This is a genomic window from Mobilicoccus sp. (assembly GCF_032060985.1).
Lineage (GTDB): Bacteria > Actinomycetota > Actinomycetes > Actinomycetales > Dermatophilaceae > Mobilicoccus.
In genome coordinates, this window is the sequence record NZ_DAMBGD010000004.1 from 117,281 (window position 1) to 131,192 (window position 13,912).

Consider the following 13,912-nt stretch of genomic DNA (forward strand, 5'->3'; position numbering starts at 1 on the left):
TCAGGCGTCCTTTCCGGAGGCGGGGAGGGTCTCGCGCTCGGCCTCGATCTCCTCGAGCACCATGTCCCGCTGCTCGACGAGCTGAGCGGTGGGGCCGTCGTAGACGTGCGCGAACATCGAGGTCACCTGTGGCTGGGCGTCCTCGTTCATCCGGTCGCGGAGGTCGGCGGCGAAGTCCTCGGCCTCCTGCGCGTACTGCGCGTCGAGGTCGTCGTCGAGCCTGCCGACCGAGCGCAGATAGGTGGCGAGACGCTCGACGGGGTCCTTCTGCTTCCAGGATTCGACCTCGTCGGAGGTGCGGTAGCGGGTCTGGTCGTCGGCGTTGGTGTGGGCCTCCACGCGGTAGGTGTGCAACTCGATGAGCACCGGCCCCTTGCCCGAACGCGCCCAGTCGACGGCCTTGCCGACGACGGCGAGCACGGCGAGGGCGTCGTTGCCGTCGACCTGCTCGCACACGACGCCGTAGCCGATGCCCTTGTAGGCGAGGCTGGGGGCTGCGGTCTGCTTCTCGAGGGGCACGGAGATCGCCCACCCGTTGTTCTGGACGACGAACACCACCGGCGCCTTGAACACGGCCGCGAAGTTGAGCGCCTCGTGGAAGTCGCCCTCGCTCGTCGCCCCGTCGCCGATGAACGCGAGCGCGACGCGGTCGCGACCCTGACGCCGCTCACCGTAGGCGACGCCGGCGGCGTGGAGCAGCTGCGTCGCGAGCGGCGTGCATTGCGCTGCCGTGTGGGTGGCGGCGGGGTCGTAGCCGCAGTGGGCGTCCCCGCGCAGGAGGGTGAGCACCTCGACGGGATCGATGCCCCGGGAGACGAGCGCGACGGAGTCCCGGTAGGTGGGGAAGAACCAGTCGTCCTCGCGGATCCGCAGGACGGAGCCGACCTGACAGGCCTCCTGCCCACGGGAACTCGGGTAGACCGCGAGACGGCCCTGCTTGGTGAGCGCCGTCGCCTGAGCGTCGAACCGCCGACCGATCACCATCCGCCGGTAGCACTCGAGGACGTCGTCGTCGTCCGGGGCGACGTAGTCGTCGGTGACCGGGGTGACCCGCTCACCGTGCGCGTCGAGGAAGGACACGGGGGTCGGCGCGGGGATGAGGCCCTTCTGGAACGGCGCCTCCACCCCGTCGGGTGCGGCCTGCTCGGCGGCCTTGGACGCACGCGCGTTCGCGGCCTTGCGGGTGGGAGCCATGCGACCTCCTGCGGGTCGAGCCGACGACGTCGTCGGCGACGGTGCGAGCGTCCGCCGCTGCGGGGCGAGGTCGGGCGTGCCTGCAGGGAGGACTCGTTCGCCCGATCGTCGTGCCCGACGTACGCTCGGCTCAAGAGGACCGGCGAAGACCGGACGAATTGCGACGAGGAGGGTCATCGATGGACCGTTCATCCGATTCGGGGCCCACGCTCGATGTGGTCGACCGACGGATGGTCACCGAACTCGTGGGCGACGGACGGCTCTCGATCCGCGCCCTCGCCGAACGCGTGCACATCAGCCGGGCGAGCGCCTACTCCCGCCTGGACCGTCTCGTCGAGTCCGGGGTCATCACGGGCTTCTCGGCGCGGGTGGACCCGGTGCGGGCCGGACTCGCGACGAGCGCCTACGTCGCCCTGTCGGTCGAGCAGGACGCGTGGCGGGAGATCAGCAGCCGCGTCGCCGCGGTGCGATACGTCGAGCACGTCTCCCTCGTCGCGGCCGAGTTCGACGTCCTCGTCCTCGTCCGCGCGCCGGACAACGAGACTCTGCGCGTCGTCGTGCTCACCGAGCTCCAGTCGATCCCCGGGGTCCGCTCCACCCGCACCTGGCTCGTCTTCGCCGACTCCCCCGGCCCCGGCGCCTGGGTCGACGACCCCACCCACCCCCCGGATCGATGACGTCAGCAATCGCGTCATCGGCGACTGGGCGAGGCGGGGAGGCGCGCAGCGCCCGCCGACCGGGTGGGTCGGCGGGCGCCGGGTGGGTTGAGCCGGCCGCGCCGTCCAGCCGGACCGGGCGGAGTCGGGCCCGCGTGGTCCGGCGAGGTCGGGCGATCGCGACGGCCGCTCACCCCGCGGCGGCGGCGAAGCCCTTCTCGAGGTCGGCGAGGATGTCGTCGACGTGCTCGATGCCGACGGCGAGGCGGATGAGGCCGGAGGTGACGCCGGCGCCGAGGCGGTCCTCGTCGCTGCCCTGGCTGTGGGTCGTCGAGGCCGGGTGGATGACGAGCGAGCGCACGTCGCCGATGTTCGCGACGTGGCTGTGCAGCTCGAGGGCCTCGACGAACCGGCGGCCCGCGTCGATGCCGCCCGCGATCTCGAAGCTGAACACCGCGCCCGAACCGCGGGGGCAGTACGTCTCCGCCCGCTCGTGGTCGCGGTTGCCCGGCAGGGAGGCGTAGTTCACCGACTCGACCTGCGGGTGGGTCTCGAGGAAGGCCGCGACCGCACGGGCGTTCTCGACATGGCGCTCCATGCGCAGGCTGAGGGTCTCGAGCCCCTGGGCGAGCAGGAACGCGTTGAACGGGGCCACGGCCGCTCCCGTGTCGCGGAGCAGGTCGACCCGGGCCTTGAGGATGAAGCTGAGGTTGGCCCCGAACGCGGAGTCCTTGCCGAGGTCACGGGCGTACACGAGGCCGTGGTAGCTCTCGCTCGGCTCGGTGAACTGCGGGAACTTGCCCGGCTCGGCGCCATAGTCGAACGCCCCCGCGTCGACGAGGGCGCCGACGATGCTCGTGCCGTGGCCGCCGAGGTACTTCGTCGCCGAGTGCACGACGACGTCGGCGCCGTGCTCGATCGGCCGGATGAGGTAGGGGGTGGCGACGGTGTTGTCGACGATGAGAGGCACCCCGGCGTCGTGGGCGACCGACGCGATCCCGGCGATGTCGAGCACCTGCTGGTCGGGGTTGGAGATCGTCTCGCCGTAGACGAGGCGGGTCTCGGGGCGGATTGCCGCCCGCCAGGCGTCGAGGTTTCCCTGGTCCTGGACGAACGTCGTCTCGATGCCGAGACGACGCAGCGTGTACTTGAGCAGGTTGTAGGTGCCGCCGTAGAGGGCGGCACCGGCGACGACGTGATCACCCGCCTGCGCGATGTTGAGGATCGCCGCGGTCGTCGCCGCCATCCCCGAGGCGAACAACAGCGCCCCGACACCGCCCTCGAGGTCGGCGATGCGGTTCTCGACGACCTCGGTCGTCGGGTTGCCGAGCCGGGTGTAGATGGGGCCGAGGTCGCTGAGGGCGAACCGGTCGGCCGCGACCTGGGCGTCGCCGAAGACGTAGCTCGTCGTCTGGTAGATCGGCAGCGCCCGGGCACCCGTCGTGGGGTCGGGGGTCTGGCCGGCGTGGATCTGTCGGGTCTCGAAGGCCCAGTTGCTCATGTCGCTGCTCCTCGATGGGCATGGGGTGCGCGATGGCACGAATGCACGAAGGTGCGCGGACTCCCGCGCTTGCCGACACACGGGTGCGGTCGGCCAGGTCGTCACCCGGGGCACCCCACCGCAGGTGAAGGGTTGCCGACCAGCGAGCCGGGGCTTGTCGCTGGCGCTCTTGACCTGGCGCGAGCATACCCATGAGTCCGAGGTACGGACAACGGTCCACACCTCGGACTCCCCTCAGCCCACCCGCGACCAGGATGCTCCGACGCGGCGCGGGTCGGCCGCACCGCCCGTGACCTGGGCGAGAAGGGCCCCCACCTCGGCGAGCGCCGTCGGGTCGACGTCGAGGTGGAGGGTGGCGAGCACGCCGTAGTCGGTGCCCGCGACGCTCACCCCGCGGGACCGGAGCTCGTTCTCGACGCGGCCGACGTCGGCGGCCGGGACGTCGACCTCGACCCGGTCGAGGAGGCGGTAGCGCACGGGCCGAGCGGCCTCGCACGCCTCGCGGACGGCGTCGCCGTAGGCCCGGATGAGCCCGCCGGTGCCGAGCAGCGTCCCGCCGAACCACCGCGTGACGACCGCGACGACGTCGGTGAGTCCCCGTCCGGTGAGGACCTCGAGGATCGGGGCCCCGGCGGTACCGGCCGGCTCACCGTCGTCCGAGCTCCGCTGGATCACCCCGGACTCCCCCGCGCGCCCGGGCGCCCCCTCGACACCGAGGACGAACGCCGAGCAGTGGTGCCGGGCGTCCCAATGACGCTTGCGCGCCGAGTCCACGACCGCACGCGCCGAGGTCTCGTCGAGAACCGGCTCGAGGCGCGCGAGGAACCGCGACCGCTTGACCTCGATCTCGGCCTCGACGGGCGCGACGAGGCTGAGCAGCTCCGGCGCGCCGCTCACGCGCCGTCCTCGAACGCGCTGGGGAACGCCTCGCGGTAGGAGCGCCAGGTGCCCATCGGCGTCGTCGTGCTCTCCGCCGCGAGGACGGCCCGCACGACCGCGCGGGCCACGACGAGAGAGGCCCGGGTGAGGATCTCGTAGAACGCGAGGAGGTCGGGAGCAGGCCGCTGCGTCGTCGAGAGTCCGAAGAGGGTGTCCCCGTCGAGCATCGTGTGCGCGGGGCGGATCGCGATGCCGAGACCGTCGTGCCCGACTCCGGCGAGCTTGGCGCACTGGGCCTTGGTGAGCGTCGCGTCGGTGGCGACGACGCCGATCGTCGTCGCGAGCCCCGGCATCCCCACCGGCTGCGGGGGCACCCGGGTCGCCGCCTCCCGCGAGGCCTCGAGGTCGGTCGCCGAGGGGGCACGCACCGGTCCACCGTCCTCGCGCAGGAGGACGTCGGCGGCGTGGAACGTGCCGTCGGGCGCGACGACCTCGCCGAGGGAGTTGCACACGACGAGGGCCGCGACGCTGCTCCCGTCGGGGCACACCGCGCTCGCCGTACCGATGCCGCCCTTGAACCCGCCGGCCTTGGCCCCCCGCCCTGCGCCGACGCATCCGATCTCGACCCTCCCGCCCGGGGCGTCGGCGAGCGCCGCCTCGAGGGCCGCGGCCCCGGTCGTGGCGTCGGGGTGGGCGGCGAACGTCCCGCCCCGCCCGAGGTCGAAGATCACCGCGGCGGGGACGAGCGGGACGACGTCGCCCGGCCCGCCCATGGGCAGGCCGATCCCGCGGGCGTGGAGGCCGGCCATCACCCCGTCGGCCGCGCCGAGCCCGAAGGCACTCCCACCGGTGAGGCAGACGGCGTGGACGCGCTCGACGACGTTGCGGGGGTCGAGCAGATCGGTCTCCCGTGTGCCGGGGCCTCCGCCGCGGACGTCGACGCCCGCGACCATGCCGCCACCGGCCGCAGAGGCGAGCAGCTCGGGGTCGGCGAGCACCACGGTGCTGCCCGACAGCGCCCCCGGTGCGGAGGCGCTCGCATGCCCGACCCGCAGCCCGGCGACGTCGAGGAGGGAGTTCGTGGGGCCGGTCGTCATCGGGAGCCCCCCTGGGGTCCGTGGTGGGCGTGGCGCGGACGGTGACGGGAAGCCCCCGCCTGCGGGGGCCGTGCGAGGCGGGTGGCGTCGACGCCGGCGAGCGCCTTCTCCAGCGTGGGGATCGCACCGACGAGACGCTGGGTGTACGGATGCTCGGGATGCTCGTAGACGGTGGCGGTCGGGCCGGACTCGACGACCTCGCCGTCACGCATGACGAGGACCCGGTCGCAGACGTGGCGGATGACCGAGAGGTCGTGGCTCACCATGACGAGCGTGAGGCCGAGGTCGTCGACGAGCCCGGAGAGCAGCGCGAGGACCTGGGCGCGGACCGAGACGCTGAGGGCGCTCACCGGCTCGTCGGCGAGCAGGATGCCCGGCGACGGCGCGAGGGCCCTGGCGATCGAGATGCGTTGGCGTTCACCGCCACTGAACTGGTGCGGGAACCGTTCGCCCATCTCCGGCCGCAGGCCGACGGAGGTGAGGACCGCATCGACGCGCTCGCGCCCGCCCGGCCGGCCGAGTCCGACGAGCGGCTCCGCGACGATGTCGGCGACCCGCATCCTCGGGTCGAGGCTGCTCATCGGGTCCTGGAACACGAGCTGCAGCCGCTCGCGGACGTGCCGCACGTCGGCCGCGGAGCGCGTGGGGCGTCCGTCGACGCTCACGGCACCCGAGGTCGGTGCGTCGAGCCCGGCGATGATCCGCAGCAACGTCGACTTGCCCGAGCCGGACTCCCCGACGATCCCGACCCGTTCGCCCGCCTCGACTCGCAGATCGACCCCGCGCAGGGCCTCGATGCGCCGCCCGCCCCCGAACCACCCGCCGCGCCGATAGGTCCGGGTGAGGCGGGTGACCTCGAACGCGGGTGGACCGGCCGCCGGGGCACCCGCCGCGGGGGGCTCGACGGCCGGCGTCCCCGACATCGCCCGGACGGTCGGGGTCACCGACGGGGACATGGCCGGGGCTCGGGGTGGCAGCGTGGACGCGTCGATGAGGCGACGGGTGTAGGGATGCGTGGGCCGGGTGAAGACGCGTTCGGTGGGCCCGGACTCGACGAGGCGTCCGGAGTTCATCACGTACACGCGGCTGCACACCGAGGCGACGACCGGCAGGTCGTGGCTGATGAAGAGCACGGCCGCACCGCGATCACGGGTCGCCCGGACGATGCGGTCGAGGACGAACGCCTGCACCGTCACGTCGAGGGCGGTGGTGGGCTCGTCGCAGATGAGCAGCCCGGGGTCGTTGGCGAGCGCGATCGCGAGGACGATCCGTTGTCGCTGCCCGCCGGAGAGTTGGTGCGGGTAGGCGCGGTAGGCGTTCTCGGGGTCGGGGATGCCGAGTTCGTCCATGAGGACGAGCGCGGCGCTCCTCGCGGACTCCTCGGTGTGCGTGGGGTCGACCCGGCGAGCCGACCGTCCGCGGCCGACCTGGCGCGGGATGAGCATCGTCTCGGCGATCTGTCGCCCGACCCGCATCGTGGGGTCGAGGGCCGTCATCGGCTCCTGGAACACCATCGACACGTCGCGTCCCCGCATGGCCGACAGCTCCCGCTCGCCCGCCCCGACGACGTCGTGCTCGACCCCCGCGACGCGGATCGAGCCGCGGGGCGTGAGGCCCTCGCCGAGCAGCCCCATGATCGACAGGGCCGTGAGCGACTTGCCCGAGCCGGACTCCCCGATGAGCCCGACCCGCTCCCCCGGTTCGATGTGCAGGTCGACCCCGCTGACGAGGTCGCGGCCCCGGGCGGTGACGCCCAGACCCTCGACACGGAGGACCTCGACCGGGCCCGACGCGGCGGTCCGCGTGTCGGGAGTCACGTGCGCCGTCCTCATGAGCGGTCCCCGAGGCGCGGGTCGAGGACGTCGCGCAGACCGTCGCCGAGAAGGTTGAAGCCGAGCACCGCGAGGGCGATCGCGACGCCGGGGTACACGGCGAGGCGCGGCGCGGACCAGAGCAGTTCCTGACTCTCCTGCAGCATCCGACCCCACGAGGGGGTCGGGGGCGGGGTGCCGAGGCCGAGGAAGCTGAGCGCGGCCTCCGCGAGGATCGCCATGGCGAACGCGACCGAGGCCTGCACGATGACGAGCCCGATGACGTTGGGGAGGACGTGCCGCCACGCGATCGCGAGGCCGGAACGCCCGGCCGCGCGCGCCGCGAGGACGAATTCGGCGTGCAGGACGGTCAACGCCCCCGAGCGCGTGACTCGCACGAACGTCGGGATCGAGGCGATGCCGATGGCGATCATCGCGATCGTCGTGCTGCCGCCGTAGACGGCGCTGAGCATGATCGCGAGCAGGAGCGCGGGGAACGCGAGCAGGATGTCCGAGCCGCGCATGAGGACCCGCCCGAGCCACGCCGGTCCCATCGCGGCGAGGATGCCGAGCGGCACCCCGACGAGCGCCGCGACCCCCAGGGCGACACACCCGACGAGCAGTGTCGTGCGGGCGCCGACCATGATCTGGCTCGCGACGTCGCGGCCGAACTTGTCGGTGCCGAGCCAGTGTTCGGGCCCGGGGTGCGCGAGCCTCGTCGAGGCCTCCATCGCGACGGGGTCGTGCGGCGTCCACACGAACGAGGCGAGCGCCACGAGCACGAGCAGTCCCACGAGGACCGCCCCGACACACAACGAGGCGTCGATGCGCCGGCGCCGACGCGGCACGAGGCGCACGAGTTCACGCGACCCGACCGGCCCGAGCTCGACCGCCCGCCGCCTTCTCCGGGTGTTCCGGGTGTTCCGGGTGTTCATCGCCGCACCGACCTCGGGTCGAGCAGCGCGTACAGCACCTCGACGAGCAGGTTGACGGCGACGACGGAGACGACGAGCACCATGACGACGTTCTGCACGACGAGCAGGTCGCGGTTGCCGACGGCGTCGAGCAGGAGGCTGCCGAGGCCCGGCACGACGAAGACCCGCTCGACGACGACGGCGCCGATGAGCATCGTCGTGAGTTGGAGGGCGAGCACCGTGACGACGGGGATCGAGGCGTTGCGCAGACCGTGCCGCACGAGGGCGGCCAGCGGCGGGAACCCCTTGGCGCGCGCGGTGCGCAGGTAGTCCTCCCGCAGCACGTCGAGGACGGCGGAACGCACGTAGCGGGTGAGCACGGCGGCCTGGACGAGCCCGAGCGCGAGCGCCGGGAGGACGAGCGCCCGCAGGAACGCGACGGGATCGGCCGACGGAGCGGCCCATCCCCCCGCGGGCAACCATCGCAGCCGCACCGCGAACAGGGCGATGAGGAGCACGCCCGCGAGGAACGAGGGGATCGCCATGCCGACCTGCGAGAGCGCCGAGAGGCTCACCCCGAGCGGGTGGCGGTGCCGCCACGCGGCGATCGTGCCGAGCGGCACCGCGAGGAGGACGGCCACGACCATCGCCGTGCCGACGAGCCAGGCGGTGACGCCGAGACGGTCGGCGATCTGCGGCCCGATCGGCATGCGCGACAGGTAGCTCACGCCGAAGTCGCCGGTGAGCAGGCCACCGACCCATGACAGGTACCGCGCGAGGAGGGGCTGGTCGAGCCCGAAGTCGGCGCGCAGGCGGGCGACGGCCTCCTCGCTGGCGTTGAGTCCGAGCGCCACCCGGGCGGGGTCGCCCGGCAGGATCTGCATGAACGCGAAGACGAGCACGGAGCCGAGGACCACCGCGATCAGCAGGCCGAGGACGCGTCGGAGGATGCGCATGGTGGGCCGGGTCAGCCTCTCGACAGCCCGGTGACGTCGAAGGACTCACCGACGGCGTTCTCGGGCAGCCCCTTGATGTCCTTCGTCGCCACCATGAGGTTGGGCAGGAGGAACAGCCACTCGGAGGCGTCGTCCTCGCTGATGAGGCGGGCGGCCTCCTTCATCTTGGCGATCTGCGTGTTCTCGTCCCCGGCGTCGGCGGCCGCGATCGCCGCTTTCACCGCGGGGTTGTCGTAGTGCAGGTAGTACTCGGGGTTGCCGTAGAGGGTGGGCAGGTCGCGGGGCTCGACGTGCGCGACGATCGAGGCGTCGTAATCACCGTTCTTCATCACCTGCGTGATCCACGCGGCGGGGAACTCGAGCTGGTCGAGCTGGACGGTGAAGCCGGCCTTCTCGAGGTCGCTCTTGACGACCTGACCGCACGAGGTGGCGTACGGCAGCGTGGGCAGCCGGAGACGCACGGTGGCGCCGGGGTGGGTGCTGCTCGCGAGGGTGGCCTTGGCGGCGGCGAGGTCGTACGGACGCACCCCGGTGAGGTCCTCGTACCACGGGTCGGTCGGCGGGACCATGCTGCCGATGAGCGTGCCGCGGCCCGCCCAGCAGCTCTCCATGAGGGACTTCGTGTCGATGGCCTGGCGGGCGGCGCGACGCACCTTGGGGTCGTCGAAGGGGGCCCTGGCCTGGTTGAACGACAGGACGACCTCGCCGTTCGTCGTGCCCTCGATGACCTGGAACCGGTCGTCGCTCGTGAACTGCCCGAGCGACTCGGGCGCCTGGACCGTGGAGACCACGTCGATCGCGTCGGTGAGGAGTGCGTTGTTGAGCGCCGTCGGGTCCTTGAAGTACTTGAGGGTGACCCCGGAGAAGAAGGGCGCGCTGCCCCAGTAGTCGCCGCGACGCGCGAGGTGCAGGGAGTCGCCCCGCGTCCAGGCGTCGACGGTGTAGGGACCGGTGCCGACGGGTTTGGTCGCCAGGTCCGCCACCCCGGTGCGGCTGAACATCGCCCCGACGCGGGTCGTCATGCGGTACAGCCAGTCGTTGCTCGGGCGCGCCAGGGTGACGACGAGCGTGGCGTCGTCCTTGGCCTCGGCCTTCTCGACGACGTTCATCGCGGCCGCGAGCGAGGTGGTCCAGTCCTTCTTCACCCGGTCGAGGGAGAACACGGCGTCCTCGGCGGTGAACGGCGCCCCGTTGCTGAACGTCGCGCCCTCGACGAGGTGGAAGGTGTAGGTCCGGCGGTCGGGTGAGATGTCCCAGCTCTTGGCGAGCCGCGGCACGATCCCGCCCTCGTCGTCGACGGCGACCAGGCCCTCGTAGACGTTGTCGAGCAACGCCTGCGGGATGGCGGCACCGTCGGTCGTCGTGAAGTCGAGGTTGGCGGGTTCGGCCACCATCCCGACCGCGAGGTCGGTCGACGGCGCACTCGAGGGACCCTGCCCGGAGTCACCGGCCCCGGCCGAGCAGGCGGTGAGGGTCACGGATCCTGCGAGAAGCAGCGCGGCGAGTCGGCGCATGGGGTGAGACTCCTGGTGAGACGTGAGCGGCAGGTCCTGATGCGACGTGACCGGCGGGTGTACCGGGGAAGGCGGCAGGCCCAGACGACGGTAGCCCACCCGTCGCCTCCGCAGGTGAGACGTTCCCCACCCAGGGACCCACGAATCGCGTAACTTACGGTGGAGTAGGTCAGCCGCCCCACATCCTCCCAGGAGCTCACGTGTCGCACCGCACCCTCACGTCGTGGATCGCCACCAGCCTCCGCGAGAACGCCGACCTCGTCGCTCTGCGCGTCCGCCGCCGCGGCGACTGGGTGACGACGACCTACGGAGAGCTGGACACGGTCTCCGCCCGGCTCGCCACCGCGCTGCTCGCGCTCGGGCTCTCGCCGGGCGACCGGGTCGCGATCCTCGCGGGCAACTCCCCCGAGTGGTCGATGGTCGACGTCGCGTGCCTGCGCGCCGGCCTCGTCAGCGTGCCCGTGTACACGACGAACACGCCCCACCAGATCGCGCACGGCCTGCGCGACAGCGGTTCCCGCGTCCTCGTCTGCGGTACCCCGGACCTCCTGGCCCGGGCGCAGGTCGCCCTCACGGAGAACGACGACCTCGACGCGGCGATGCCCTGCATCCTCCTGCCCGGTGACCGCCACGCCGACGACGACGGCGGCCGCGCCGACGACGGCACCGAGGGCGCCCACGTGCGCACTCTCGCCGACCTGCTCGGCACCGTGCCCGACGACGCCGACACGCTCTCGCGGATCCAGGCCGACCTGCGCGCCCGGGAGTCCGAGGTCGACGACGACGACCCGGTGACGATCGTCTACACCTCCGGCACGACCGGCGATCCCAAGGGCGTCGTCATCACCCAGCGCGCCTACGTCCACCAGCTCACGGCCATCGAGACGCTGTTCGACATGCCCCGCGGCGAGCGCAACATGTCGTTCCTGCCGCTCAGTCACGCCTACGAGCGGGCCTGGACGTACGTCGTCCTCGGCGCCGGCATGCAGAGTTGTTCGGTGACCGACCCCAAGGTCGTCGCATCGGCGATGCTCGACATCCAGCCGGTGTCGTTCGTGTCCGTCCCCCGGCTGTACGAGAAGGTCTACGCCGGCGCGTACGCCCTCGCCGGTGAGGGCGCCAAGCGCCGCCTGTTCGACTGGGGCCTGCGCGTCGGGGCCGACTACGAGGAGCGTCGCCGCGAGGGCCGCCCCATCCCGCGCTCCCTCGCCGTGCGACACAAGCTCGCCGACCGGCTCGTCCTCCACAACGTCCGCGACGTCGTCGGTGGACCCAAGTGCGTGATGGCCGCCGGGGGCGCGCCGCTGCGCCGCGAGGTCGAGGAGTTCTTCCTCGCCGCGGGCCTGCCGATCTACCAGGGTTACGGCCTCACCGAGACCTCACCACTGGTCTCGTGCAACGCCCCCGGGGCCGTGAAGAGCGGCACGGCCGGGCGCCCCGTGCCCGGCACGATGGTGCGCATCGCCGCCGAGTCCGGCGAGATCCTCGTGCGCGGCGACAACGTCACCCCCGGGTACTTCGGGCGCCCCGACGGGACCTCGGAGGTCATCGACGCCGAGGGGTGGTTCCACACCGGCGACATCGGGCACATCGACACGCAGGGGTTCCTCGTCATCACCGACCGCATCAAGGACCTCATCGTCACGATGCAGGGCAAGAACGTCGCCCCCGGCCCCATCGAGTCCGCCCTCACCGCCGACCCGCTCGTCGAGGCCGCGGTCGTCATCGGCGACGCACGCCCCTACCTCACCGCACTGATCCAGCCGGCCTTCGAGGAGCTCCGCGCCCGAGCCGACGACAAGGGGTGGGACGCCGACACCGACGACGATCTGCTCGCCCTGGGCGAGGTCGAGGCCTACTACGACGAGCTCATCGGTCGCCTCGGCCGCAACTCGGCGCGGTACGAGCGCATCCAGAAGTTCCGGCTGCTCGCCGAGCCCCTCTCCATGGACGCGGGCGAACTCACCCCGACCCTCAAGGTCAAGCGCGGTCCCGTCGAGCGGCGCTACGCCCACCTCGTCGACGACATGTACGGCGGTTGACCACGGCGGTCGACCACGGCGTCGACCGACCCGGGCCACCGACCCGGCAACCGGCGTGGGCGCCGAGTGGCCCGGCTCAGAGCGCCAGCTGGCTCACCGTGTGGATGAGCAGACCGGCGAGACCACCGACGACGGTGCCGTTGATGCGGATGAACTGCAGATCGCGTCCGACGTGGAGTTCGATGCGGTCGGCCGCCTCCTTGCCGTCCCACTGCTCGATGACCTGGGAGATGACGGGGACGAGCTCGGCGCCGTAGGTGTCGACGATGCCGGCCACGGCGTCGGCGACCCGACGATCGACGCGCGCGCGGAGCTCGGGGTCGGTCTGCAGCCGCCCGCCGAGCTCGACGAGTTCGGCGTGGACCCGGGTGCGGAGGCGCCCGTCGGGTTCGTCGAGCGCGTCGAGGAGCGTGCGGCGCAGGATGGCCCAGAGCCCCATCCCGGTCTCGAGGGTCTGCGGGTGCTCGAGGAAGGTCGTCTTGAGTTCCTCGGCGCGCGCCATCGTCGCGGGGTCCTCGCGGAGGTTGCGGGCGAGATCGCGCAGCAGGTCGTCGACGGCGAGGCGCATGCGGTGGCGAGGATCGTCGCGCACGTCGGCGACCCACCGGAGGGCCTCCGTGTGCAACCGGTCGAGGACGAGGGTGTTGACCCAGAGAGGGGTCCACGTCGGCGCCCGCTCCCCGACGACCGCGGCGAACTTCTCGGGGTTGTCGAGCAGCCAGTCGTGGGCCTCGACGACGCAGAGATCGACGAGGTGCCGGTGGACGTCGTCCTCGACCACCTGCTCGAGCAGGGTGCCGACGAGGGGCGCGAGGGGTTCGGCGACCAACCGCGGCAGCACCGAGTGGACGACGATCTCGCGGACCTCACCGTCGGTGACGTGATCCATCGCCCGCGAGGCGAGGCTCGCGCCGTGGACGACGACCCGGTCGGCGTTGGCGGGAACGGCGAGCCACCGGCCGAACCGCGACGTGGCGTCGGAGCTGAGGAAGCGGGCGCGGGCCGCATCGCCGGTGAGGAAGTGACCGGAGACGAAGTCCTCGAGGGACTTCGCGAAGGTGTCCTTCTTGCGGGGCACGAGCGCCGTGTGCGGGATCGGGATGCCGAGAGGGTGGCGGAACAACGCCGTGACGGCGAACCAGTCCGCGAGCGCACCGACCATCGCCGCCTCGGCCGTCGCGTTGACGTACCCGAGCGCCCCGCCGCGGTGCAGCGTGAGCACGAACACGACGATCGCGAGGACGAAGAGACCGCTCGCGAGGGTGCGCATCCGGGTGAGCGCGGCCCGACGTTCCTCGTCGGCCTCGGTGAGCGCAAGGGTGGTGGTCATGGGCCGATTCTCCCCCCG

At 72.4% G+C, this 13,912-nt stretch carries 11 protein-coding genes and 1 riboswitch; of the genes, 2 read left to right on the plus strand and 9 right to left on the minus strand.

What is annotated here, in order from left to right; translation table 11 throughout:
* Window positions 1-1,194: a pyruvate dehydrogenase (acetyl-transferring) E1 component subunit alpha gene (gene pdhA / locus RT054_RS05015; protein WP_313022400.1), complete on the minus strand. Its 1,194-nt coding sequence runs from the start codon at window positions 1,192-1,194 to the stop codon at window positions 1-3.
* A 179-nt stretch (window positions 1,195-1,373) separates the two neighbouring features.
* Between pdhA and RT054_RS05020 the strand changes: the two genes are divergently transcribed.
* Entirely contained in the window at window positions 1,374-1,871 is a 498-nt protein-coding gene (locus RT054_RS05020; protein WP_313022402.1) for an Lrp/AsnC family transcriptional regulator, read from the plus strand.
* A 169-nt stretch (window positions 1,872-2,040) separates the two neighbouring features.
* Here the strand turns inward: RT054_RS05020 and RT054_RS05025 are convergent, their stop codons facing one another.
* From RT054_RS05025 to RT054_RS05055, 7 genes are all read right to left on the minus strand, one after another.
* The gene (locus RT054_RS05025) at window positions 2,041-3,351 is read right to left on the minus strand and encodes a bifunctional o-acetylhomoserine/o-acetylserine sulfhydrylase (RefSeq protein WP_313022404.1); all 1,311 of its coding nucleotides are present in this window, start codon (window positions 3,349-3,351) and stop codon (window positions 2,041-2,043) included.
* A 60-nt stretch (window positions 3,352-3,411) separates the two neighbouring features.
* Window positions 3,412-3,526, minus strand: a riboswitch (SAM riboswitch).
* A 59-nt stretch (window positions 3,527-3,585) separates the two neighbouring features.
* Window positions 3,586-4,248, minus strand: a complete 663-nt coding sequence (locus tag RT054_RS05030) for a YigZ family protein (RefSeq protein WP_313022405.1) — start codon at window positions 4,246-4,248, stop codon at window positions 3,586-3,588.
* Entirely contained in the window at window positions 4,245-5,327 is a 1,083-nt protein-coding gene (locus tag RT054_RS05035; protein ID WP_313022406.1) for a P1 family peptidase, read from the minus strand. Before RT054_RS05035 ends, RT054_RS05030 begins: the two co-directional genes overlap by 4 nt.
* Window positions 5,324-7,144 carry an ABC transporter ATP-binding protein gene (locus RT054_RS05040; RefSeq protein ID WP_313022408.1) on the minus strand — a complete coding sequence of 607 codons (1,821 nt, stop codon included), beginning with the start codon at window positions 7,142-7,144 and terminating at the stop codon, window positions 5,324-5,326. The genes RT054_RS05035 and RT054_RS05040 overlap by 4 nt, the downstream gene beginning before the upstream one ends.
* 11 nt (window positions 7,145-7,155) lie before the next feature.
* A complete protein-coding gene (locus RT054_RS05045) occupies window positions 7,156-8,073 on the minus strand; it encodes an ABC transporter permease (protein ID WP_312722636.1) in 918 nt (305 codons plus the stop codon).
* Entirely contained in the window at window positions 8,070-9,008 is a 939-nt protein-coding gene (locus RT054_RS05050; RefSeq protein ID WP_313022411.1) for an ABC transporter permease, read from the minus strand. The genes RT054_RS05045 and RT054_RS05050 overlap by 4 nt, the downstream gene beginning before the upstream one ends.
* An 11-nt stretch (window positions 9,009-9,019) precedes the next feature.
* On the minus strand, window positions 9,020-10,522 hold the full coding sequence (locus tag RT054_RS05055; protein ID WP_312722640.1) for an ABC transporter substrate-binding protein: 1,503 nt from the start codon (window positions 10,520-10,522) through the stop codon (window positions 9,020-9,022).
* 200 nt (window positions 10,523-10,722) lie between these two features.
* Here RT054_RS05055 and RT054_RS05060 point away from each other — a divergent pair, with 200 nt between their 5' ends.
* Window positions 10,723-12,564, plus strand: coding sequence for a long-chain fatty acid--CoA ligase (locus RT054_RS05060; protein ID WP_313022412.1), 1,842 nt, complete (start codon window positions 10,723-10,725; stop codon window positions 12,562-12,564).
* 76 nt (window positions 12,565-12,640) lie between these two features.
* On the opposite strand, the gene RT054_RS05065 is transcribed toward RT054_RS05060, so the two are convergent.
* Complete coding sequence (locus RT054_RS05065) at window positions 12,641-13,894, minus strand: DUF445 domain-containing protein (RefSeq protein WP_313022413.1); 1,254 nt, start codon at window positions 13,892-13,894, stop codon at window positions 12,641-12,643.
* Window positions 13,895-13,912: the final 18 nt, after the last annotated feature.